Genomic DNA, 22,622 nt, shown 5'->3' with positions numbered 1-22,622 from the left:
AAAAACAATAAGGATTTGTTATAATTTAAAATTGATTTAAAAAGTATGAGGAAAAAATGCAAGAAACGATTGATTTAATTGTGAAATATGGCTATGTAATTTTGTTTTTGTATTCTTTAGGCGGTGGATTTGTGGCGCTTGTTGGAGCTGCTGTGCTAAGTTATGCGGGTAAAATGGATTTAATAGCAAGTATCGCAGTGGCAATTGTGGCAAATTTTTTGGGTGATTTATTGCTTTTTTATTTGGCGCGTTATCAAAAGCAAGGAATGATGCCTTATCTCTCAAAACATAAGAGAAAACTCGCTTACATTCATTTATTGATGCGAAAATATGGCTCAATTATTTTGATAGTCAAAAAATATATTTATGGTCTAAAAACGCTTGTTCCTTTTGCTGTGGCGCTAACAAATTACGGCTTTATGAAATTTAGCCTTTATAATGCTTTGGGTGCGATATTATGGGGTGTTAGCATTGGACTTGCTGGGTATTTTTTAGGAGAGGTGATTCTTGGGGGAATGGATTTGCTAGGACAATATCCATATTTAGCGCCAATATTTATTTTTATTTTATTTGGTGGAATCTGGATTTGGCTCAAAAAAGTAAGCACAAAAAGTAAGGGAAAATAATGAAAATAAGATTGCAAGAGATTGTTAAGAAACAGGTTTTAATTATTGATGGAGCAATGGGGACAGAGATTCAAAAAAAAGAAAAGGTAGAATGGGGCAAAAATGCCAAAGGAGAGAGTTTGGCAGGTTGCACAGAAGCTTTGAATCTCTTCAGCCCTGAAGTAGTTAAAGAAGTTTATACAAGCTATCTTCAAGCAGGTGCTAATATTATTACGAGTAATACTTTTGGGGTTATGGAGTGGGTGTTGGCTGAATATGAAATGCAAGAGCACTCTAGGGAGATTGCTAGAATTGGCGTGCAATTAGCAAAGGATTGTATTAAAGCACACACGCCATTGGAGAATCAAAAAGATGCCCTATTTGTGGCAGGTTCTTTGGGACCTGGGACAAAGTTACCAAGTTTAGGGCATATTGATTATGATTCTATGTTTTTGGGCTATTGTGAAGCTGTAAGAGGCTTTAAGGAGGCTAATGTGGATTTGGTGCTTTTAGAAACCGCGCAAGATCCTTTGCAGATTAAAGCAGCCTTGCACGCTATTAAAGAAATTGATGAGAATTTGCCCATTATGGTTTCAGCCACAATTGAAACAAATGGAACTATGCTTATTGGAACAGACATTGCAACTCTTTTTTATATTTTAGAGCCTTTTGAGATTTTTTCTTTAGGGATTAATTGTGGTTTGGGTCCAGATTTAGCTAAAAAATATTTAACAGAATTAAGCAGGGTTAGTAAATTTCCTATTTCTATTCATGCAAATGCAGGATTACCACAAAATAAAGGCGGAATAACTTATTATCCTATGGAAGCAGAGGAGTTTAGTGAGATTGAGAGTGATTTTTTGAATATTGCTGGAGTTGCTTTGCTTGGAGGTTGTTGCGGGACAACACCACGCCATATTTCAGCTCTTGTTGCTAAAACAAGAGGCAAGATTCCACTTTCTCCACAAGGAAAATATCAACCAAGTGTAGCTTCCTTGTTTGGAGCTTGTGAGTTGGCGCAAGAACCTGCACCATTGCTTATAGGTGAGAGATCAAATGCAACAGGTTCTAAAGCCTTTAGAGAATTGCTTTTAAAAGAAGATTATGAGGGAGCTTTAGGCGTTGGGAATGAGCAGGTCAAGCGGGGTGCGCATGTGCTTGATGTGAGTGTGGCATTTGCTGGTAGAGATGAAAGTAAAGATATGCAAGAGCTTATTATGCGATATGCCACAAAAATCCCTCTGCCTTTAATGCCTGATTCTACGCAAGTGAATGCTTTAGAGATTGGCTTAAAGCTAATTGGTGGGCGTTGCATTATTAACTCAGCAAATTTAGAAGATGGTATTGAAAAATTCGATAAAGTGGCTAGTTTAGCTAAAAAGTTTGGTTGCGTGCTTGTGTGCTTAACCATTGATGAGCAAGGAATGTGTAAAACTAAAGAGAGAAAAGTAGAGTGTGCCAAAAGAATGATGCAAAGAGCTATTGAGATTCATCATTTAAGAGAAGAAGACATTATCTTTGATCCACTCACCTTTACTATTGGTAGTGGAGATGAGGAATATTTCACAGCAGGGATTGAAACGCTAGAAGCTATTGCAGAAATTAGAAAGCTTTTTCCTAAAGCAGGAAGCACTTTGGGGCTTTCTAATATTTCTTTTGGATTAAGTAAAGAGGGTAGGGTTTGTCTTAATTCTGTTTTCTTGCATCATGCAATCAAAAAGGGCTTAAGCACTGCTATTGTAAATGTTGCGCATATTATTCCTTATGCAAGATTGGAGAGTGAGGATATAGAAGTTTGTGAGAATTTAATCTTTAACACTCAAAAAAGTCCGCAGGTTTTATATGATTTTATTAGCCATTTTGAAAAAAAATCTGGATTAGGCTTTGAAAAAACAGAAGAGGATTTTTCTTTGAGCATACAAGAGAGAATTGCAAAATATCTCATTGAAGGGGATTTAAGCGCAATGCAAAAGATTCTACCAAGCGCAAAAGATGAGATTGATCCTGAAGTAATTGTCAATGAAATATTAATTGATGCGATGAAAGTAGTGGGCGAGAAATTTGGAAATGGTGAGATGCAGTTGCCTTTTGTTTTGCAAAGTGCAGAAGTAATGAAAAAAAGCGTGGATTATCTTAATGAATTTTTGCCTAAAAAAACTAATACACATAAAACAACTATAGTGATTGGGACGGTTAAGGGCGATGTGCATGATGTAGGCAAGAATCTTGTGGATATTATTTTAAGCAATAATGGATTTAATGTGATTAATATTGGCATTAAGGCAGAATTGGAGAAATTTTTAGAAGTCATTAAAAAAGAAAAAGTGGATTGTATTGGTATGAGTGGGTTGCTTGTAAAATCCACTTTGATTATGAAAGAAAATTTAGAAGAATTAAAAAAATTTGGAATCACAATTCCTATTATGCTTGGTGGAGCAGCCTTGAATCGAAACTTTGTAGATGAGTATTGTCGCCCTAATTATGATGGAATCATTTTTTATTGCAAAGATGCCTTTGATAGTGTGGCGGCAATGCAGATTATTCAAAGTGGAGATTTTAGTGATATTACATTACCCTCTCAAAAGGGAAAAAGTGAAGATTCTAGGCTAGAGCAAAGAATGGCAAAAAAACTAGAAAAGTTAGAAGAAGTAAAACAAGAGATTTTTTACCCTATGGAATGTGAATTGACTTTTTCTTATCAAAGCTACAATCCACCATTTTTTGGAAGAAAAGCTTTAAAATTAAGTAACGATGAGATTCAAAGCATTTTTGAGTTTATTGATAAAGACTTGCTCTTTAAACACCGATGGGGTTATAGTAAGCTAAAAAAAGAGGAATATTTAAAGCTTAAAGAAAAGGAATTAGAGCCACTTTTTCAGTCCCTAAAAAATGAATTTATTGAAAAAAATATTTTTGCTCCTGTGGTGCTTTATGGTTATTATCATACGCGCACTAGGATTCCTGATGATAAAAAAGAGGGTTTGATTTTGGAATTAAGCGATCGTGCAGATTTTAGTAATGCAGAATCTTTTTTATTTCCTAGAAGCACTAAAAAACCTTATTTGTGTTTAGGGGATTATTTTAATAAAGAAGGTGATATTTGTGCCTTGCATTTAGTTTCAAGTGGATTAAACTTAGCACCTTTTGAAGAAAAACTCTATAAAGATAATCAATACCATAAATACTATCTCACACATGCCTTGGGTGTGGAGTTAGCAGAGGCTTTGGCTGATTTTGTGCATCAAAGAGTAAGGCGTGAGCTTGGATTAGGAGAGAAAGAGGGAGAGAGATATTCTTTTGGTTACCCAGCGTGTCCTGATTTAGCTTTAAATAAAGGCTTGTTTAATTTATTAAAACCACAAGAATTTGGCATTATACTTAGTGAAACTTATCAAATGAGTCCTGAGGCAACAACTTCGGCTTTGATTGTTCCACATAAAGAAGCGAAATATTTTGCAATTTAAGGATGAAAATGTATAAAAAACTAAATGAACAAGAGCAAAGGGTAATTCTCCATAAAGGCACTGAAGCACCTTTTAGTGGAAAATATGAGAATTTTTTTGAAAAGGGGATTTATTGTTGCAAACAATGTGGTAGCGCTTTATATGAATCTAAAGATAAATTTCATTCAGGTTGTGGTTGGCCTAGCTTTGATTCTTGTATTAAAGGAGCAGTTAGAGAGCAACTTGATAGCGATGGCAGAAGAATAGAGATTGTTTGCGCAAAATGTGGTGGGCATTTGGGGCATATTTTTAGGGGAGAGGGATTTACTGCTAAAAATACTAGACATTGTGTTAATTCTATTGCTTTAGAGTTTCAAAGCGATTAATAAAATCATTATTTCTTAAGTAGATAAAAAATCTACTTAAGGTTTTGTTATTTCATATCGGCACTAAAAACAATTTCAACTAGAGGCCAACTTATGCCTTTGTGTCCTGGTGCAACATCGCTTAATGCTTTTAAGGCTTTGCTACTATTTTTAAAGGCATGCAAATCAAGATCTCCCTTTGCCACAAGTTTGCCATCGTTAATTTTATAGGTCATAGGAACTAGGTCACTTTCCTTTCCGATGGTTACTTTAGCAGTAATTACGCCCATATCTTTACCTTCAACTACATTTTCAAAACTTACATGAATGTTTGAATTAGCATTTAAAACCTCAAAAAATGTCTGGACAATATTTGTAGTAATGATGCCATTATCATCGTGCATATCTATATCTTTTGTAGAAAGCACTGCCTTGGCATTTTTTAGTTGTGAGCTAATAGAAGAATTATCTTTTCCAAACATGAATTTACCAGTCTTAAAGACACCCTTTGTGCCTACCATTTCTGAAGTTTTATAGCCTTCAAATTCCACTTTTACACTCTCTGTGTCAATTCCATTTGCACAAAGAAAACTAAAGGCAGCTGATAGCAAAAACACATATTTTTTCATTTTTGAATCCTTTACATAAATTGAAATTAAGACTAATTGTATTTTTAAAAAACTTAAATAAAAACCAGTCTAAAATTGATTATATGCTATTTTACATTAAAATAGAATAATTTTTTATGGAGAAAAAATGTGTGAAATTTATTGTTAATGGCATTTTAAAACAAAATCTCTCATATAGAAAAAATATCAATTTACTTGCATTAATAGAATCTCTTTGGGTAATTTATATAACTGGGTTTATTAAGCAAAGTTTTGATAGAATCCAAAAATTTTTATTTAAAGATTTTTAAAATGGAAGCATTATTTACGCAATGGATTCAAGAGTATGGTTATATTATTTTGTTTCTCTGGAGTATTTTAGAAGGAGAGCTTGGGCTTATTATGGCAGGAATTATGTGCCATACTGGACATATGACAATTCCCATTGCAATTTTAGTAGCTGGATTTGGTGGGTTTGTGGGAGATCAGATTTATTTTTATATTGGGCGATATAATAAGCAATTTATCTACAAACAACTTAAAACTCAACGAAGAAAGTTTGCCTTTGCGCATTTACTTTTACAGCGTTATGGTTGGCCCATTATTTTTGCGCAGAGATATTTATATGGAATGCGAACAATCATTCCTATGAGTATTGGAGTAACACGCTATAGTGCTAAAACTTTTGCTCTCATTAATCTTGTTAGTGCGATGGTGTGGGCTGCTATTACAATTTTATTGGCTTATTTTTTTGGAGAGCAGCTTTTGGCATTGGTAAATTATGGTAAAGAGCATTATTATGTTGCTATTCCTTTTGCAATTCTGCTTGGAGGTGGTATTTATTATTATTTACATAAAGTTACGCAAAAAGTGGAGCGAAAAATTACAGGAGAGAAAAAATGAAAATCATAGCAAGTCAAAAACAAGGGGAAGTAAAAATCATACTTTTAAAGGACAGAGTGATTCCAAAAGATCTTAGCAAAGATGAAAAAAAGGAATTAGAGTTTTATGGTTTTGAGGGCGAAGGGAGTTGCTTAGTTGGTCAAAGTAAGAAGTTTTTTATAGGATTAGAAAAGTATGATTACGAATTTCCTAATGCCCTAAGCGATGCGATTGCCAATGCGATTTGTAGTTTAAAAAAAATGAAAATCAAATCGATTTCTATAGAAGTAGAAAAAGAAGAAGAGATTAAAAAAATATGCCTTGGAATCTTGCTTGGAGCTTATAGTTATGAAGAATTTAAAAGCAAGAAAAATGAAATAACTCTCAAAGAGGTTTATCTAAATTCGAATAAATTAGATGAAAAGATTTTACAAGAGCAGATTTTAGAATCAGAAATCTTGGCTACAAGTATAAATCACACTCGAGATTTGATTAATACACCGCCTCAACAAGCTACTCCAGAATATATAGCAAAATACGCAGAAAATCTTGCAAAATCGATAGGCTTTGAATGTCAAATCTATAATGAAGAGTTTTTAAAAAAAGAAAAAATGGAAGCGTTTTTGGCAGTTGCAAGAGCAAGTGTGCATAAGCCTTATTTGGTGCATTTAAGCTATAAACCAAAGGATATCAAAGGACAAAAATTGCCTAAATTTGTTTTTGTGGGCAAGGGGCTTACCTATGATAGTGGTGGGCTTAGCTTGAAGCCTGGTGATTATATGACAACAATGAAAGCCGATAAAAGCGGTGCGTGTGCAGTTATTGGAATCTTAGAAGCTGTAGCAAAATTTGGAATTAAAGCAGAAGTGCATGGAATTTTAGGGTTGGCTGAAAATATGATTGGAGGTAATGCTTATAAGCCTGATGATATTTTAAGGGCTAGGAATCAAAAAACAATTGAAGTGCGCAATACAGATGCAGAAGGAAGATTGGTTTTAGCAGATTGTTTGAGTTTTGCAAGTGATTTAAAGCCGGATTTTCTCATTGATTTAGCGACTTTAACAGGAGCTTGTGTTGTAGGATTGGGCGATTATACAAGTGGAATTATGGGGTATAATAAAAAACTTCAAGAGGAGTTTGCCAAAGTAGCCTTTAGGGTTGGAGAATTAACAGGAATCTTGCCTTTTAACCCTTATTTAAGGAAACTTTTAAAATCTGAAGTTGCAGATTTATGCAACATTCCATCAAGTCGTTATGGAAGTGCAATTACTGCTGGAATGTTCCTAGGAGAATTTGTTGAAGAATCGCTTAAGGATAAGTGGTTGCATTTAGATATTGCAGGTCCTGCATATGTGGAGAAAGCTTGGGGGGTGAATCCTTTTGGGGCAAGTGGGATTGGAGTGCGCGCATGTGTAGAATTTATCAAAAGTAAAGTAAAATAAAGGATAAAAATGGGATTATCAATTGGGATTGTGGGGTTGCCTAATGTTGGCAAATCAACGACTTTTAATGCATTAACTAAAACACAAAATGCTCAAGCAGCAAATTATCCTTTTTGTACTATTGAACCAAACAAAGCTGTTGTGCCAGTTCCTGATAAAAGACTGCAGGAGTTAGCTAAAATTGTAAATCCAGAACGCATTCAGCATTCAGTGGTGGAATTTGTGGATATTGCAGGTTTAGTAAAGGGTGCAAGTAAGGGAGAGGGGCTTGGTAATCAATTTTTAGCTAATATTAGAGAAACAGAAGTGATTTTACATATTGTGCGGTGTTTTGAGGATTCTAATATTACACATGTAGAGGGAAGTATTGACCCTTTGCGCGATATTGAGATTATTGAAACAGAGCTTTTGATTGCAGATATGCAGACTTTGGAGAAACGCATTGAGAGGCTAACACGAATGGCTAAAAGTGGAACTGATAAGGAAGCAAAGGCAATGCTAGAAATCTCGCAAATGCTTTTAGCGCATATTGAACAAGGAAATCCTGTAAGAAGCTTTCAGGATAAAGATGAAAGATTTTTTGCTTTGGATAAAGAATTGCGATTCTTGACTAACAAAGAAATTATCTATGGTGCTAATGTTGATGAGAGTGGTCTTGGACAAGATAATAAGATGGTAGAGAGTTTGCGTGAATATGCTAAGGAAAATGGTTGTGAGGTAATCAAGCTTTGTTCTAAGATCGAAGAAGAATTAGTGGGATTAAGTGATGAAGAGCAAGAAGAATTTTTAAATGAGCTAGGAATTAAAGAGAGCGGTTTAGATTCTGTGATTCATTTGGGATTTTCTAAGCTTGGACTTATTAGCTATTTTACAGCAGGTGTAAAAGAAGTGCGAGCTTGGACAATACATAGAGGAGATAAAGCTCCTGTGGCAGCTGGTGTTATTCACAATGACTTTGAAAAAGGTTTTATTAGGGCTGAAGTTATTGCTTATGAAGATTTTATCAAGTATGGTGGAGAAACTAAGGCTAAAGAAGCTGGTGCTATGCGAGTTGAAGGTAAGGATTATGTAGTGAATGACGGAGATGTGATGCATTTTAGGTTTAATGTATAAAATGCCAAAAAACAAAGGAGGAAATTAAAATCCTCCAAAGTATCTAACAGCGCTAATTTTTTTATCCACATTAGCAAGTAAATTACGATTTTCATCGCTTAAATTTGAGTTATCTAATAGATTTTGAGTGGTTTTGGAATCAAGATTGGGGTTGAGCTTGGAGAGAATATCAAATCCCATTTTTTCTTCCTTATTGAGAAGTTTATTTTCAAGCATAGCATCTCCAAGTTCTTCTAGATTCCCTGAAAAATTAGTCGCAAAATTTTGAATGCTAGATAATTCTTGACTAATTTCTAGCGTATCTTGTATTTGGCTTGGTGCATAGAAGTTGCCTTCTTGGTTAAATAAACTAGAATCTGTTTTGGAGACTTTTTGGGTGCCAAAAACAGAATCACTTTTTAATGGATTAGAATAGCCTGAAATGTTATTGTTCGCATTGTTATTTTGCGCATCGTACGATTGGCTTAAGAGACCCCACATTGAACTATTTTTATCGGTTATATTCATTTTATTTCCTTGAGACTAGAAATTTATATGTAAAAATAAAAGCAAATAGCATTCCATAAAATATTAAAAAAGATTGATAGAAGATCTGAATGGAATTTTTGGAGTTTAAAAGAAATCAATTAGTACAACTTTTGGGAGATTCCCAAAAGTTAAGTTAAATTAGAGCCTTGATTCGTAGCGTCTAAGCATATAAAGGCGTTTTAGCATTTTTTTGCGAGCGCTAATTTTTTGCTTTTTACGCTTTTCAGTCATTGGTTCAAAGAATCTTCTTGCGCGACTTTCAGTTACAACAAGATTTCTATCGGCTTGTTTCTTGAACTTTCTGTAAGCATCATCAAAAGATTCATTTTCCCTTACTTTTATTCCTGGCATCTAAATCACCACCTTACATATAAAATTTTGTTAGGAATAGTATTCTATCTAAAAATAGTTTGATTTGCAAGATTTCTAGCTATTTTCATAAAAGGTTATATATTAAATTAAAAATATTTTTAGCGCGTTTTGCGGTGAAATTGTAGTATAATATCCGCAAAAACAATGGAGTCTCTATGGAGTTACAATCAAATATTAAAGCGCATTTTTATCACAAAAAGCGTTATTGGGTTTATCTTATAACCACTATCATGGTCCTTTGTATTCCTTTTATTAAGATTAATGGGAATCAAATTTTTCTTCTTTCTTTTGATCACAAACAATTGCATCTTTTTGGCATTGCTTTTGATATGCAAGAATTGTATTTAATGCCATTTTTGTTGATTTTGCTTTTCTTGATAATTTTTTTCTTGACAACTCTTGCAGGTCGTGTGTGGTGTGGTTGGGCTTGTCCTCAAACGATTTTTAGGGTTTTGTATCGAGATTTATTGGAGACAAAGATTTTAGGGTTGCGCAAAAGAATGGAGAATCGCCAAATAGATCCGGATATGTCTTTGGGAATAAATAAGCTTAAAAAGATAGTCGCTTTTGGGATTTGGGTAATTTTAGCATTGATTATAGCAGCTAATTTTATGTGGTATTTTATTCCTCCTAGTGATTTTTTTGCTTATATTCAAAATCCATTAGAGCATAAATATCTTTATATGTTTTGGCTTGGAATCACGATTTTTTTGATTGCAGATATTATTTTTATTAAAGAGAATTTTTGTATTTATATGTGTCCTTATAGTCGTGTGCAAAGTGTTTTGTATGACAATGATACTATTATGGCAGTTTATGATTATAGGCGTGGTGGAGTTGTGTTTGATTCTAAGGGGATTAAATTATGGAAAAAGCCAGAAACTCCAAATGCTGAATGCACTGGTTGTGAAGCCTGTGTGAAGATTTGTCCAACGCATATTGATATTAGAAAAGGTATGCAACTAGAATGCATTAATTGCTTGGAATGTTCGGATGCTTGCACCAAGGTTATGACAAAACTAGGCAAACCAAGCTTGATTTCTTGGACAAGCCCACAAGCTATTGAAAAACAGCAAAAAGTTCGATATATGCGATTTAAAACCATTGCTTATCTTGCAGCATTAGTGATTGTATTAGTAGGGCTTTTGTATATGAGTTCAACCAAAGAGAGTATGCTTTTAAATATTAACCGCAGTGAGCTTTATACAATGAGAGATAATTATAGAGTGGAAAATTCTTATATCTTTTTATTCCAAAATACTAATCGCAATGGATATGAATTTTATTTTGAAATAGAGGGTAATGATATGATAAAGATTAAACGCCCATCTAAGCCATTTTATATTAAATCTGGTGAGAAACTTAAGCAAGTTGTAGTGCTTTATACAGATGAAAATTTAGCCAAAGATTCTGAAAAAGATACTCATATTCCTCTAAAGATTAGGGCATATGCGCTTGATTCCGAAGAAAAAATTGAAGTAATTAGAGAGAGTGTTTTTATTTATCCACCCAAAAATGTAATGAATAACGAGAAATAATGAAAGAATCTTTTAAGGGGATTTATTTTTTTTTCACAGCTTTTATTTTAACGCTTATTGCGTTGCTTAAGCTGTATTCTCCCTTTTTGATGAATATTTTAATAGCATTTTTGCTATTTATTGCAACACATAATATTTTTCAAATTATTTTCAAAAAAATAAAATCCACTTTTTTAACTTCGCTATTAATGACCTTGCTTTTGCTTATTTTATGTTTTGTTCCCATCTTTTATGTGGCAATTAATCTAGCTTCCTTTGTGGGTAATATAGATTTGGCTAGTTTGCAACAATTTTTTACAGATATGCAAGTAAAAATATCAGTTGCAGGGAAGGATTTTTTGGAGTATTTACCTGTAGTCTTTCAGCAACAAATTAATGATTTATTAGCAAGTGTTAATAGTATTAATTGGGCAGAATTTTTCAAAAAAGCACTTAGTATTGTTGCAAAAATTTCTGCAAATAGTGCTTATTTTTTAAGTGATGCTGTTTTTATTATTGTGTTTTTGTTTTTCTTTTATTATTATGGCAATGCCTTAGGAAAATATTGCTTAGAGATTATTCCCATTGAAAAGCAGCAGATTAAAACTCTTTATGATGAAGTCAGTGCAGTTATTAGTGTAGTGTTTTATTCATCGATCTTATCTATGGTTTTACAAGGTGTGCTTTTTGGAATCTTAATGGCTTTTTATCGTTACGATTCAATTCTTTTGGGTGTTTTTTATGGATTTGCTTCGCTTATTCCTGTGGTGGGTGGGACTTTAGTGTGGCTTCCAGTTGTGTGTTATGAAATATATTTGGGGAATATGACAAATGCCATAGTTATCACTTTGTATTCAATCATTGTTATTGCTACTCTTGCAGATAATGGAGTGAAGCCTTTTATGATTGCATTTATTAATCGAATTTTAATAGAAACTCCAGTGAAAATTAATGAAATGTTAATTTTCTTTGCTATTATTGCAGGATTATCTAGTTTTGGATTTTGGGGTATTGTATTGGGTCCTGCTATTACAGCACTTTTTATTGCAATGTTAAGAATTTATCAAAATCTCTACAAGCACTAGCTTTGTAGAGAATTTAATTCTAGCTGTATTTTTTGAAATTTTTCTTGTTGTTCAACAAGGGCTTTTTGATTGCTTTTGAGCACTTGTTGTGGTGCATTAGCAAGGAATTTTTCATTATTTAGCATAGATTGTAATTTACTTATTTCTTTTTGGGTTTTTTCTAATTGTTTTTGTAATTTTGTGATAATTGGTGTTAAATCAATATCTTTTGTAGGGAGATAAGATTCAAGATTTTGTGTAATATCCACAACGCAATGAGGTATTTTTTTTGTTGTGATTTCTAATTCTTCAACCTTAGCAAGTTTGCAAACATAATTTTTAAAGGTTTGAATGAAATCTTGTGGTAGAATAAAGCTTCCTTTAATGTAGGCTTTTGGAATCTTTTGATTGGCTAGATCGATAGTGGTTTTAGCGCGGCGAATAGAAACAATAGAATCTAAAATTAATTCAAAGGTTTTGAAATTTTGTGTGTTTTGATAATGGAAGTTTGGATAGTTTTTAATCATGATAGATCCGCTTTCTTCTAGGGTGCTACCATCAAGCTTGTGCCACAAGTAATCGCTAATAAAAGGCATATAAGGGTGCAATAAAAGCATTGATTCTTTAAAGATTGCACCTAATTCTACAATAGAATCTTTATCAGCTTTGCCAAGCTCAATACCCCAATCGCAAAATTCTCCCCACAAGAAACGATAGAGTGCATTTGCTCCATCATTAAAGCGATAAGCATCAAGATAGCCTCGCACTTCTTTTGTGGTGTTGCTTAGAAGTTCTGCCATATATTTCCCTAGTGGAGTTTTTAGCTCTCCTATTTCAGAGAGATTGGGGAAATTTTGTGTATTAAGAAGCAAGAAGTTAGCAGCGTTATAAAGTTTATTGGTAAAATTTTTACTAATTTCAAGCTGATTACTTGAGAGTTTTACATCTCTACCTTGCGCACAAAGAATTGCTAGAGTAAATCGTAAAACATCAGCGCTGTAGTTTTCAATTATTTCCAAAGGATCAATAACATTGCCCTTGCTTTTGCTCATTTTTTGTCCATTTTCATCACGGACTAGGGCGTGGAGATAAATATCTGGGAAAGGTAGTTTAGAGAGAAGGTGTTCTCCCATCATTAACATTCTAGCTACCCAAAAAAATAAAATATCAAAGCCTGTAATCAAAAGAGAATTAGGATAAAACTCTCTTAAGTCATCTTTTTGCCACAATGTGCCCTCTCCCCATTCTCCATTTCCAAATCCAAGCGTAGAGAAAGGCCACAAAGCCGAGCTAAACCAAGTATCAAGCACATCTGGATCTTGATGAATTTGTGTGTTTTGGCATTGTGGGCATTTGGTCTGTGGATTTGTGCTTGCCCATTGATGATTGCAAGAATTACAATAAAACACAGGAATTTGATGTCCCCACCAAAGTTGTCTTGAAATACACCAATCGCGCAATTCTCTCATCCAAGCATTGTAATTATTTTTCCATTGTGGTGGGAAAAAGTTACTTACATTGGCATTGATTTTTTCAATGGCTTTTGCTGCTACTTCTTTTTTTAAAAACCACTGCTTAGAAATATAAGGCTCTACAACATTTCCACAGCGATAGCAATGTCCCACTTGATTCTTATAATCTTCAATTTTTTCAATAAAGCCTGATTCTTGGAGTCTGGTGATAATTTTTTCGCGTGCTTCTAGTCTTTCTAACCCTTTAAATTCACCAGCAAACTCATTTAAGATTCCATTTTTATCAAAAATAGTAATTTGTTCTAGATGATGTCTTTTCCCAACTTCATAGTCATTTGGATCGTGTGCGGGAGTTACTTTAACAGCACCACTTCCAAACTCCATATCAACATGGCAATCAGCAATAATGGGAATGGATTTATTAAGGAGTGGGAGTATTACTTTTTTGCCAATGAGACTTTTGTAGCGGGAATCTTGTGGATTGACCATAACAGCAGTATCCCCAAAGTAGGTTTCTGGACGCGTTGTAGCCACGATAATATAATCTTTAGAATCTTCTAAAAAATAGCGTAAGTGGTAGAGTTTTCCATTGTTTTCTTTGTATTCAACTTCAATATCTGATAAAGCACCATCGTGTGTGCACCAATTAACAAGGTATTTTCCTTGCACAATAAAGCCTTCATTGTAAAGTTTTACAAAAGCTTCTTTAACAGCATTTTGCAAACCCTCATCCATAGTAAAGCGGGTTCTGCTCCATGCAGGAGAACTTCCAAGTTTGCGCATTTGTTTTAATATTGCTCCCCCACTTTGTTCTTTCCACTCCCATACTTTTTGTATAAATTTTTCCCTTCCTAATTCCTCTTTTTTGATGCCTTGTGCTAGAAGTTGCTTTTCTACAACATTTTGTGTTGCGATTCCGGCATGATCAAGCCCTGCTTGCCAAAGTGTTTTATACCCATCCATTCGTTTATAGCGGACAATAATATCTATAAGTGTATGATTGAGCGCGTGTCCAATATGAAGACTTCCTGTAACATTTGGGGGTGGTAGCATGATACAAAAGTTTTGATTTTTTTGTATAGTGGCGTTGCCATTGATTTCAAAATAGCCAGATTTTTCACAAAAATCATAATATTGCTCTTCAATTTCTTTGGGGTTGTAGGTGGTATTTGTTTTTTCCTGCATAAAAGCCCTTTTGTTAATGATATAAAGTTGGAATAGTTTTTGCTAATGAAAAATAAATTTTGAATTTTACCAAAAAACTAGAACTTTATAAATGGAATTTGAGTTTTTAGAGTTAAAAAAGTGGTAAAATGATAAAATTAATTTACAAAAGGAGTTTGATATGAAAGGTGAAAAGTTTATTGTTAAATCTCATATTTTAGGATTTGAAGATGTAAATGAAGTGGAGTTTGCTGAGATTGATGATGGAAGTTTGGCATTTTTGTCATTGAAAGGAAGAGATACTGAATTGCTTTTAATTAACCCTTATAAAGTGCGAGAGTATTCTTTTGAAGTTCCTGCAGGTATTCAAGCTTTGTTGGATATGAAAACAGATTCTAAAGTAAAAGTTTTTTGTGTGTTTGTGAGAGAAAAGCAAACTGAAATTCGCATTAATTTCCTAGCGCCAATTATTTTAAACTATGACAATCACACTTTAGCGCAAGTGATTCTAACAGCAAAAGATTACCCAAATTTTGGTGTAGCAGAATCAATTAAAGATTATATTAAAGAATAATTTAGATTGCCTCTCTCTAAGCTTAATGATCAACAAAGGGAAGCATCACTAGCTCCTAGTGGGCATAATCTCATCATTGCTTCAGCAGGGACTGGTAAGACCTCTACAATTGTAGGCAGAATCTCTCATCTTTTGGAAAGTGGGATTTTGCCTAATGAAATTTTGCTACTTACTTTTACCAATAAAGCCGCACAAGAGATGCTAAACAGACTGGAATTGAGATTTGATTCTAAAATTGTTAAACAAATTGAAGCGGGCACTTTTCATGCGGTGGCTTATCGTTATTTGAAAAATAAAAATTCAATCATTTTAAAACAACCAAGAGAGCTTAAGGTGCTTTTTAAGAGTCTTTATGATAAAAGAATATTTACACATATCTCTCAAACTCCGCCTTATGGAGCGAATTATTTATATGATATTTTTTCTCTGTTTCAAAATGCAACAATAAGCGATGATTTTTTAACTTGGTTGCAAAATAGAAATTCAGAACAAGCGCCTTATGTGGAGATTTATTTGGATGTTTGGGAAGAATTTAAGAATCTTAAAAAAGAATATCATTATGCTGATTACAATGATTTACTGCTTTTTTATAAAGAAGAGGTAGCGCAAGATAAGCTTTGCTTTAAAGAGATTTTAGTTGATGAATACCAAGATACTAATCCATTACAAGATTCGATTTTGCAAACCCTTAACCCCCCATCTATTTTTTGTGTGGGAGATTATGATCAAAGTATTTATGCCTTTAATGGTGCAGATATTAGCATAATTGGGAGTTTTAAAGATCGCTATCCCAATGGAAATATTTATAGTTTAACAAAAAATTATCGCTCAACAGCTCCGATTTTAAACCTCGCTAATCGCGTGATTGAAAAAAACCCTAGAATCTATCCTAAAACTTTGGAAGTTGTTAAAACACAAAATTTTGGAATGCCAACTTTGCTTGTTTATGATGAATTATTTTTACAATATCAAGGTATTGCCAATAAAATTAAACTTTCTAATCGTCCCTATAAGGATGTGGCAGTTATTTTTAGAAATAATTCTAGTGCAGATGGAATTGAAGCGAGTTTAAGGGAAGTTGGGATTCCAACACGCAGAAAAGGTGGTGTTAGTTTTTTTGATTCTAAAGAAGTGGCGTATATTTTAAACCTTTGTTCATTGCTTTATAATCCTAAAGATATGATGTCTTTTATCCATGTTTTAAGTCATGCTAAGGGGATTGGAAATGCTATGGCAAAGGATATTTATGAGGCTTTGTTGATTTTGGGTGAAGGCAATGCTATAAAGGGGCTTTTAAAGCCAAATCAAAATATCAAAGAGCCATATAAAAAAATCACTCAAAATACTCAATTGGGGCTTTTTGATGAATTTTTTGCAATGGGGAATGTTGAGCGATTTAGCTACTTGGAGAGTGATTTTAAGCATAATTCTATTTTAAGCCATCCTAAGCTCACTAAAGAGGGGGCTGAATTTCTCGATTCGCTTTATTTCTTTTTTAATAGTTTTAATATGGGCGATAAACCTGCTTTTTTGATTGGTAAAATCATTCAATTACCTATCTTTAAAAAGGTGGCACAAAAGTTAGCAAAAGAGCGCTCAATAAACAAAGATGGCAGAATCAGTGAAGAAAAATTTCAAGAATCGCTAGAGAGAATTGAAAGAAAAATGTTTTTGTTGAGGGATTTGGCAAGTCATTATCAAGAAATTGGAAGATTTTTAAACGCTATGATGCTTGGTTCTAGTGAAATGAGTGAAGGGGAGGGCGTGAATTTGTTAAGCATTCACGCAAGTAAGGGCTTGGAGTTTAGTGAAGTGTATATTGTTGATTTAATGGAGGGGAGATTTCCTAATAAAAAATTAATGAATCAAAGTGGAAGTTTAGAAGAAGAAAGAAGACTTTTTTATGTAGCAGTAACACGTGCAAAAGAAAACCTATATCTTAGCTATGCCAAAAAAGATGTGATGAGAAATATTTCCTATGAGGGTTCAATTTTCCTTTATGAAGCTGGATTGCTTCATAAAGGTAATTGATTTTAGTTATTTTGCAAAAGGTTAATTACTTTTTTAGAATCATCTTCAATTTCATCAAAAGTTTGAATGATTGCATCAACACTTTCTTTGGTAAGCGGTTTTTTCAATTCTTCTAATGCAATGTTTGTATTTTGAGTTAATTTTTCTTTTGCATTGTTGAGAGATGACATATCTAGGTGGATTGCTTGAATTTTCTCTTGATTATCTAGATGTTTGGAGATAGGGTTGATTTCATCGAAATTACAAGTTTGTTTTTTGAGATTAAAACTCAAGTAAAGATTAGATTTATAAACAATGTGTTCTAATTTTGAAACACTTAAAATGAATTTATTGGAAAGGTTTTCAAAAACCTCTTTAAGCGTTTTTGTGGTTTGTTCCATATAGCTAAAGATAGAGTTAAAATGCATAATATGATTATGTGTTGAGTTTGCAAATTCTGAAACTTGTTTGAAATTGTCTTGAATACTAGCGATTTCTTGCTGCATAGTTTGCACCACGATAGAAATATCATTAGTGGCTTTATGTGTCTTTTCTGCAAGTTGTCTGACTTCATCGGCTACTACTGCAAATCCCCTTCCATGTTCTCCCGCTCTTGCTGCTTCAATGCTAGCATTAAGCGCTAAAAGATTAGTTTGATTTGCAATATCACTAATGATTTCAACTACAGAATCAATATCTTTTGATTTTTGGGCAAAACTTTCGATAGTGATAGAATTGTCATTGATAATTTCCATAAGTTCATCAATGGATTTGGTGATAGAAACAACATCCTCTTGTGAATTTTTTGCTGAAGTTGTGATACTTGTCACATTTTCATCTACAATGCTCATATTTTGTATATCATTGTCCAAATCTAAAGAAATTTTTGTTAAATTTTCATTTTGACTGCCTAAACTCATATCCATTAAAGATTTGGCAAGGAAATTAGAAAGATTATCTTTGGCATTTTCTTCAATTTTCATTAAGGCTTTATTGATATTTTCAATATTTGCAGCAAACGCACTATTTAATCCTTGTGGAAAGGCTAAGCGATAATATTTGCCTTCTTGTGAACATCGAATGGCGGTAGAAATTTCACGCATAAAGGCTTCAAGATTATCAATGACACTATTAATATTATTAGCAAAAGTGCATAAGTCATTGTCTCCTTTGATATGTATGATTCTTGCTTCAAATTTTCCTTGTTGCCAAAGTGCTGATATTTTAATAATCCTTTGAAGGAAATCTAATTTTTTTGCAGATTTGAAATAGATAAATATTAGAAGAATAATTAGAACACCAAAAGTGATAAGATTGATGGATAAGCCAACAAAAATAGCTTCTAAAGCCAACCCCACAATGCCTAAAATAATCGCAATAATTAAAAGATTTTTCATCTATATCCCCCTGTTTTTCCTTTGTTTTGCAAATTAATAATGAATTCATCCCAAGTTATGTTATTTTCTTTTAGGAAATTTAAAGTGAATTGAATAGCTTGATTAACCCCTTGTGTTTTTTCTATTTCAAGAAGTTTGCTATAAATTTTACTGATAGTCTCTACGCCTTCTTTGCTTGGGCGTCTTCGCACAGAATAATAGCCTACCACTTCATCTTTTTCATCATAGGAGGGTGTAACATTGGCAAAGACCCAATAGGTTTTTCCTGTTTTGGAGAGATTGCATACAAAAGCAAAAAATTCCTTTTTTTCTTTAAGGTAGTCCCATAAAAGTTTGAATGCTGTTTTTGGCATTTGTGGATGACGAACAAGACTATGAGGTTTGTTTAAAAATTCCTCTTCTTTATATCCTCCATAGTGAATAAAATCTTTGTTGCCATAGGTTATTTTACCTTTTAAGTCTGTTTTGGAGGTAATGAGTGTATTATCTTTTAAAAAAAGTTCATTGGTGGGCATATAGATATTCCTTATAAGAATTTTAGTAAAAGCCAAAATTCTATAAAACAAAGAGTTAAAAGATGATTAAAAAATAATTTTTTAATTTATGTAATTTGCTAATGATTTAGGAAGTTTAGCATTTGATTATTTTTATATAGAATTATCTATTTTGATTTATTATTATTTTAAATAAAGCAAGAAACTTTGTGTATAATTCTATATAAAATTTTAGTTTTTGGTAACTCTGATAAAGGAAAAAAATGAGTAAAAATGAAATATTAAAGTCATTTTTAGTTCCAAAAGAAGCATTAAAGTTATATGATTTAGATATTTTTACTTTGGGAAAAATGGCAGGAGCTATCAGAGAAGAGTATTTTGGTAAAAAGACTTTTTTTAATTCCAATCGCCATTTAAATCCGACTAATGAATGTTCAGATATTTGTAAATTCTGTGCTTTTTCGGCACATAGAAAGAATCCAAATTCTTACACTTTAAGCAAAAAAGAAGCGTTAGAACAAGTTCAAAAGGCAGTTAATAATGGTGCATTGGAGATTCACATTGTAGGTGCGCACAATCCAAAGTTGGATTTGGAATGGTATTTAGAGCTTTTTAGAACAATCAAAGAGAAATATCCACAAATTCATATCAAAGCACTTACAGGCGCGGAAGTTAATTTTTTGTCCAAAATTTCTAATAAATCTTATCAAGAAGTTTTGGAGCTTATGGTTGAAAATGGCGTAGATTCAATGCCTGGTGGTGGAGCGGAGATTTTTGATGAAGGAATTAGAGAAAAAATTTGCAAAGGAAAGGTGGATTCAATAAGATGGCTTGAGATTCATGGGTATTGGCATTCTTTGGGAAAAAAATCTAATGCAACAATGCTTTTTGGGCATATTGAAAGTAGAGAACATCGAATTGATCACTTATTACGTCTTTATCATCAGCAAGAAAAATCTCAAGGTTTTAATGCTTTTATTCCTTTGGTATATCAAAAAGAGAATAATTTTTTGAAAGTTAAAAACTTTCCTAGTGGGCAAGAGATTTTAAAGACAATCGCCATTAGTCGAATCTTACTTCCTAATATTCCCCATATCAAAGCTTATTGGGCGACTTTAGGTTTAAATCTTGCGTTGGTGGCGCAAGAGTTTGGAGCTGATGACATTGATGGAACAATCCAAAAAGAAGCTATACAAAGTGCAGCGGGGAGTAAGAGTGCTAATGGAATTTTAAGAGATGAATTGATTTCACAAATTAAAGATTCTGGTTTTATTCCAGTTGAACGCGATAGTTTGTATAATGAGATTAAAATTTATTAAGGAGGAAATGATGCAATATTATAGTTATGAGATGTTTAAAGAGGATATAAAAGAATTGATTTTAAAAATTGATTTTAATCCCGATGGAATTGTGGCAATTTCAAGAGGTGGCTTGACAATGGCTCATTTTTTGGGAATCGCATTGGATTTGCGAATGGTATATAGTATTAATGCAGCTTCATTTTTTAATAGAGTGCAACAAGAAGTGAGAATTTCTAATATTCCAGAACTTTATGGAAATCAAAGGGTTTTAATAGTGGATGAAATTATTGATAGTGGCACAAGTATGATAAAGGTTAAAAATATTTTACAAGAAATTAATTCCAATATTGACTTTAAAACAGCATCTATTTTTTATAAACCAACAGCAAGTTTTAAGCCGGATTTTTATTTGCGCGAAACAAAAGACTGGGTGGATTTCTTTTGGGAAGTGGATATTGTAAAAGAGATTAGGGAGCGTAATCTCTAAAACATAAGAATCTCTCTATAAAATTATTTTTTTAGACAAGATTCACACACAACATACAAAAGCATATCGTGTCCTACAAGCTTTGTTTTGTGGGATTGTGCGACTTCAATTTGTAAATTCTCAATTTCTTCATTGCAGAATTCTTCAATTTTTCCACATTCTACACAAATAATATGATCATGGTGCAAACCACTTGCTATCTCATAGCGTTTGCCACTTTTATCTACTTCAATAGAATGCACAAAACCTTCTTTTTCTAAAAATGACAAAATGCGATAGATTGAGGAAATACTAGCGTTTTTACAGGTTTTTTTGATGGCAATAAAAATATCTTCAGGACTTAAATGTCCCCCATCCTCATAAATTACTTTTAGGATATACTCTCTTTGTTTGGAGTTTTTAAGGTTGTTTTTTTTGATAGAAAGATGCAATCTATCTATAATTGTTTTAAGAGATTCTTTGTATTTTTTCATAATTAATTCCTTTTAAATAGTTTTATTCAGAATTTTAGGGATTATAGCAGAATCATAGCATTAAATCAAAAATAAAATGATATTTGTTTTTATTAATTATTAAGATAATAATGATTATTATTTTATTTTTATATTACAGGAGTGTAAATTTCAAAAATTTAGTTAATTTTTATTTTATAAGGATTTATCATGTCAATTTTGGTTATCGGTGGAGATGAAATTACTTCTATTAGGGCTGTTTTGAGTAATTTTGGTTGCAAAAAAGTTACACATTGGGATGCTAGAAAAGAGAGCATTAATCACAAAGATATTCCTCAAAATACAGATTGTTTGGTAATGCTAACTAATTTTTTAAACCACAATACAATGAAAAAATTTCGCAATGAAGCAAAAAAGAAAGAAATTCCTATTGTTTGCACAAAAAGAAGTGTGAGTTGTCTATATTGTGAATTTATGAAAACTTTTGGAAAAAATTGTTGTAATTGTGAGGGTAAATGTTGATATTTTAAGCCTTTTTTAGTATCATTTTTCCAGCTTAATTTTATTAACTTTTGGGAGAAAGAAATTATGTCTCCAGATTTATTAGAGCCGCTTGGTAGTCTTACGATTTTGATTGTTGAGGATGATGAGATTGCGCTTGATTTATTGAAGATGCCATTGGAGCGTAGGTGTCGTAAAATTCTAACTGCAAGCAATAGAGAAGAAGGCTTAAAGCTGTTTAAAAACAATGTGGTTGATATAGTAATAACAGATATTAATTTAGAAGGTAAAATTGATGGCATTACAATGGTGGAGTCAATGCGAAAAGTTAATTCCACATTTCCGGTTATTTTTATGACTGCTTATAGCGATGAAGAAAAGATTTCTCGAATTGTTGGACTAAATTCTGCTTATTTTATCAAAAAGGTAGTGGATTTAGAAGAGTTATTTGTTTTGTTGCTTTCCATCAACAAACAGCTTTGTAAAGAACAAATGATTGATTTGGGGCAAGGTGTGTTTTATCGCAGAAAAGACAAGTCTATTGTGAAGGGTTATGCAATTTTTGAATTAACTGAAAGGGAATGTCGCATTTTAGAATTGCTTATTAAAGCTGAAAATTTCCCAGTAACTTATGATGAATTCCGCAAAAAAGTTTGGAGAGGGCAGCAAATGACAATGGATTCTTTGCGTATGCACATCAATAATTTGCGTAGAAAGACTTATTATGATTTGATTAAAAATCACTCTAGAATGGGCTATAAAATTACAAAAATTCTCTAAAATACAAACAAATAGAGGGCTTTATCTCCTAGAAGTGCGCAAACTTTTCTT

General features: G+C 32.8%; 21 protein-coding genes. 14 read left to right on the top strand and 7 right to left on the bottom strand.

Going from position 1 to position 22,622, the window contains the following annotated elements:
- Positions 1-56: 56 nt before the first annotated feature.
- The 3 genes from MKD52_RS05720 to MKD52_RS05710 are packed head-to-tail and all read left to right on the top strand — an operon-like array spanning position 57 to position 4,434.
- Positions 57-626, top strand: a complete 570-nt coding sequence (locus MKD52_RS05720; protein WP_242099573.1) for a DedA family protein — start codon at positions 57-59, stop codon at positions 624-626.
- Positions 626-4,069: a methionine synthase gene (gene metH, locus MKD52_RS05715; RefSeq protein ID WP_242099572.1), complete on the top strand. Its 3,444-nt coding sequence runs from the start codon at positions 626-628 to the stop codon at positions 4,067-4,069. Before MKD52_RS05720 ends, metH begins: the two co-directional genes overlap by 1 nt.
- 8 nt (positions 4,070-4,077) lie before the next feature.
- Complete coding sequence (locus tag MKD52_RS05710) at positions 4,078-4,434, top strand: methionine-R-sulfoxide reductase (RefSeq protein WP_242099571.1); 357 nt, start codon at positions 4,078-4,080, stop codon at positions 4,432-4,434.
- A 47-nt stretch (positions 4,435-4,481) separates the two neighbouring features.
- Here the strand turns inward: MKD52_RS05710 and MKD52_RS05705 are convergent, their stop codons facing one another.
- Complete coding sequence (locus tag MKD52_RS05705; RefSeq protein WP_242099570.1) at positions 4,482-5,042, bottom strand: hypothetical protein; 561 nt, start codon at positions 5,040-5,042, stop codon at positions 4,482-4,484.
- A gap of 291 nt (positions 5,043-5,333) precedes the next feature.
- On the opposite strand from MKD52_RS05705, the gene MKD52_RS05700 reads away from it, so the two are divergent.
- The 3 genes from MKD52_RS05700 to ychF are packed head-to-tail and all read left to right on the top strand — an operon-like array spanning position 5,334 to position 8,458.
- Entirely contained in the window at positions 5,334-5,924 is a 591-nt protein-coding gene (locus tag MKD52_RS05700; RefSeq protein ID WP_112056588.1) for a DedA family protein, read from the top strand.
- On the top strand, positions 5,921-7,345 hold the full coding sequence (locus tag MKD52_RS05695) for a leucyl aminopeptidase (protein ID WP_242099569.1): 1,425 nt from the start codon (positions 5,921-5,923) through the stop codon (positions 7,343-7,345). The genes MKD52_RS05700 and MKD52_RS05695 overlap by 4 nt, the downstream gene beginning before the upstream one ends.
- A 9-nt stretch (positions 7,346-7,354) precedes the next feature.
- Positions 7,355-8,458 carry a redox-regulated ATPase YchF gene (gene ychF, locus MKD52_RS05690; protein WP_242099568.1) on the top strand — a complete coding sequence of 368 codons (1,104 nt, stop codon included), beginning with the start codon at positions 7,355-7,357 and terminating at the stop codon, positions 8,456-8,458.
- A gap of 24 nt (positions 8,459-8,482) precedes the next feature.
- Here ychF and MKD52_RS05685 read toward each other — a convergent pair whose 3' ends face one another.
- Together MKD52_RS05685 and rpsU are read right to left on the bottom strand one after the other, a co-directional pair.
- The gene (locus tag MKD52_RS05685; protein ID WP_242099567.1) at positions 8,483-8,965 is read right to left on the bottom strand and encodes a hypothetical protein; all 483 of its coding nucleotides are present in this window, start codon (positions 8,963-8,965) and stop codon (positions 8,483-8,485) included.
- 159 nt (positions 8,966-9,124) lie between these two features.
- Positions 9,125-9,337, bottom strand: a complete 213-nt coding sequence (rpsU, locus tag MKD52_RS05680; RefSeq protein WP_005020782.1) for a 30S ribosomal protein S21 — start codon at positions 9,335-9,337, stop codon at positions 9,125-9,127.
- 176 nt (positions 9,338-9,513) lie between these two features.
- Here rpsU and ccoG point away from each other — a divergent pair, with 176 nt between their 5' ends.
- Positions 9,514-10,896, top strand: a complete 1,383-nt coding sequence (ccoG, locus tag MKD52_RS05675) for a cytochrome c oxidase accessory protein CcoG (protein WP_242099566.1) — start codon at positions 9,514-9,516, stop codon at positions 10,894-10,896.
- On the top strand, positions 10,896-11,960 hold the full coding sequence (locus MKD52_RS05670; RefSeq protein ID WP_242099565.1) for an AI-2E family transporter: 1,065 nt from the start codon (positions 10,896-10,898) through the stop codon (positions 11,958-11,960). The genes ccoG and MKD52_RS05670 overlap by 1 nt, the downstream gene beginning before the upstream one ends.
- On the opposite strand, the gene MKD52_RS05665 is transcribed toward MKD52_RS05670, so the two are convergent.
- A complete protein-coding gene (locus MKD52_RS05665) occupies positions 11,957-14,596 on the bottom strand; it encodes a valine--tRNA ligase (RefSeq protein ID WP_242099564.1) in 2,640 nt (879 codons plus the stop codon). The genes MKD52_RS05670 and MKD52_RS05665 overlap by 4 nt on opposite strands.
- Positions 14,597-14,756: 160 nt before the next feature.
- Between MKD52_RS05665 and fliW the strand changes: the two genes are divergently transcribed.
- Both fliW and MKD52_RS05655 read left to right on the top strand, forming a co-directional pair.
- A complete protein-coding gene (gene fliW, locus MKD52_RS05660) occupies positions 14,757-15,149 on the top strand; it encodes a flagellar assembly protein FliW (RefSeq protein ID WP_112056595.1) in 393 nt (130 codons plus the stop codon).
- A gap of 6 nt (positions 15,150-15,155) precedes the next feature.
- Positions 15,156-17,180 carry an ATP-dependent helicase gene (locus MKD52_RS05655; RefSeq protein WP_242099563.1) on the top strand — a complete coding sequence of 675 codons (2,025 nt, stop codon included), beginning with the start codon at positions 15,156-15,158 and terminating at the stop codon, positions 17,178-17,180.
- Positions 17,181-17,182: 2 nt separating this feature from the next.
- Here MKD52_RS05655 and MKD52_RS05650 read toward each other — a convergent pair whose 3' ends face one another.
- Positions 17,183-18,556 (bottom strand): methyl-accepting chemotaxis protein, encoded by a 1,374-nt coding sequence (locus MKD52_RS05650; protein ID WP_242099562.1) that lies wholly within the window; start codon positions 18,554-18,556, stop codon positions 17,183-17,185.
- Positions 18,553-19,071 carry a PAS domain-containing protein gene (locus MKD52_RS05645; RefSeq protein WP_242099561.1) on the bottom strand — a complete coding sequence of 173 codons (519 nt, stop codon included), beginning with the start codon at positions 19,069-19,071 and terminating at the stop codon, positions 18,553-18,555. Before MKD52_RS05645 ends, MKD52_RS05650 begins: the two co-directional genes overlap by 4 nt.
- Before the next feature lie 242 nt (positions 19,072-19,313).
- Between MKD52_RS05645 and mqnE the strand changes: the two genes are divergently transcribed.
- Positions 19,314-20,369: an aminofutalosine synthase MqnE gene (gene mqnE, locus MKD52_RS05640; protein ID WP_242099560.1), complete on the top strand. Its 1,056-nt coding sequence runs from the start codon at positions 19,314-19,316 to the stop codon at positions 20,367-20,369.
- Positions 20,370-20,379: 10 nt separating this feature from the next.
- A complete protein-coding gene (locus MKD52_RS05635) occupies positions 20,380-20,838 on the top strand; it encodes a phosphoribosyltransferase family protein (RefSeq protein ID WP_242099559.1) in 459 nt (152 codons plus the stop codon).
- 23 nt (positions 20,839-20,861) lie between these two features.
- Here the strand turns inward: MKD52_RS05635 and MKD52_RS05630 are convergent, their stop codons facing one another.
- Positions 20,862-21,311: a Fur family transcriptional regulator gene (locus MKD52_RS05630; RefSeq protein ID WP_112056600.1), complete on the bottom strand. Its 450-nt coding sequence runs from the start codon at positions 21,309-21,311 to the stop codon at positions 20,862-20,864.
- 189 nt (positions 21,312-21,500) lie between these two features.
- Here MKD52_RS05630 and MKD52_RS05625 point away from each other — a divergent pair, with 189 nt between their 5' ends.
- Together MKD52_RS05625 and MKD52_RS05620 are read left to right on the top strand one after the other, a co-directional pair.
- Positions 21,501-21,812, top strand: a complete 312-nt coding sequence (locus tag MKD52_RS05625) for a DUF2325 domain-containing protein (RefSeq protein WP_112056601.1) — start codon at positions 21,501-21,503, stop codon at positions 21,810-21,812.
- A gap of 66 nt (positions 21,813-21,878) precedes the next feature.
- Positions 21,879-22,571 carry a response regulator gene (locus MKD52_RS05620; RefSeq protein ID WP_112056602.1) on the top strand — a complete coding sequence of 231 codons (693 nt, stop codon included), beginning with the start codon at positions 21,879-21,881 and terminating at the stop codon, positions 22,569-22,571.
- The last annotated feature ends 51 nt before the right edge of the window (positions 22,572-22,622 follow it).

The organism is Helicobacter sp. CaF467b (assembly GCF_022664765.1).
GTDB classification, from domain to species: domain Bacteria; phylum Campylobacterota; class Campylobacteria; order Campylobacterales; family Helicobacteraceae; genus Helicobacter_D; species Helicobacter_D colisuis.
The sequence above is the reverse complement of the archived record's forward strand: the minus strand, read 5'-3'. Positions and strand labels throughout refer to the sequence as shown.

Coding starts and splice junctions, on each gene's coding strand:
- MKD52_RS05645 (WP_242099561.1), bottom strand. CDS start 19,071: ATGCCCACCAATGAACTTTTTTTAAAAGATAATACACTCATTACCTCC.
- MKD52_RS05635 (WP_242099559.1), top strand. CDS start 20,380: ATGCAATATTATAGTTATGAGATGTTTAAAGAGGATATAAAAGAATTG.
- metH (WP_242099572.1), top strand. CDS start 626: ATGAAAATAAGATTGCAAGAGATTGTTAAGAAACAGGTTTTAATTATT.
- ccoG (WP_242099566.1), top strand. CDS start 9,514: ATGGAGTTACAATCAAATATTAAAGCGCATTTTTATCACAAAAAGCGT.
- rpsU (WP_005020782.1), bottom strand. CDS start 9,337: ATGCCAGGAATAAAAGTAAGGGAAAATGAATCTTTTGATGATGCTTAC.
- MKD52_RS05670 (WP_242099565.1), top strand. CDS start 10,896: ATGAAAGAATCTTTTAAGGGGATTTATTTTTTTTTCACAGCTTTTATT.
- MKD52_RS05720 (WP_242099573.1), top strand. CDS start 57: ATGCAAGAAACGATTGATTTAATTGTGAAATATGGCTATGTAATTTTG.
- MKD52_RS05665 (WP_242099564.1), bottom strand. CDS start 14,596: ATGCAGGAAAAAACAAATACCACCTACAACCCCAAAGAAATTGAAGAG.
- fliW (WP_112056595.1), top strand. CDS start 14,757: ATGAAAGGTGAAAAGTTTATTGTTAAATCTCATATTTTAGGATTTGAA.
- MKD52_RS05705 (WP_242099570.1), bottom strand. CDS start 5,042: ATGAAAAAATATGTGTTTTTGCTATCAGCTGCCTTTAGTTTTCTTTGT.
- MKD52_RS05625 (WP_112056601.1), top strand. CDS start 21,501: ATGTCAATTTTGGTTATCGGTGGAGATGAAATTACTTCTATTAGGGCT.
- MKD52_RS05630 (WP_112056600.1), bottom strand. CDS start 21,311: ATGAAAAAATACAAAGAATCTCTTAAAACAATTATAGATAGATTGCAT.
- mqnE (WP_242099560.1), top strand. CDS start 19,314: ATGAGTAAAAATGAAATATTAAAGTCATTTTTAGTTCCAAAAGAAGCA.
- MKD52_RS05700 (WP_112056588.1), top strand. CDS start 5,334: ATGGAAGCATTATTTACGCAATGGATTCAAGAGTATGGTTATATTATT.
- MKD52_RS05685 (WP_242099567.1), bottom strand. CDS start 8,965: ATGAATATAACCGATAAAAATAGTTCAATGTGGGGTCTCTTAAGCCAA.
- MKD52_RS05695 (WP_242099569.1), top strand. CDS start 5,921: ATGAAAATCATAGCAAGTCAAAAACAAGGGGAAGTAAAAATCATACTT.
- MKD52_RS05650 (WP_242099562.1), bottom strand. CDS start 18,556: ATGAAAAATCTTTTAATTATTGCGATTATTTTAGGCATTGTGGGGTTG.
- ychF (WP_242099568.1), top strand. CDS start 7,355: ATGGGATTATCAATTGGGATTGTGGGGTTGCCTAATGTTGGCAAATCA.
- MKD52_RS05620 (WP_112056602.1), top strand. CDS start 21,879: ATGTCTCCAGATTTATTAGAGCCGCTTGGTAGTCTTACGATTTTGATT.
- MKD52_RS05710 (WP_242099571.1), top strand. CDS start 4,078: ATGTATAAAAAACTAAATGAACAAGAGCAAAGGGTAATTCTCCATAAA.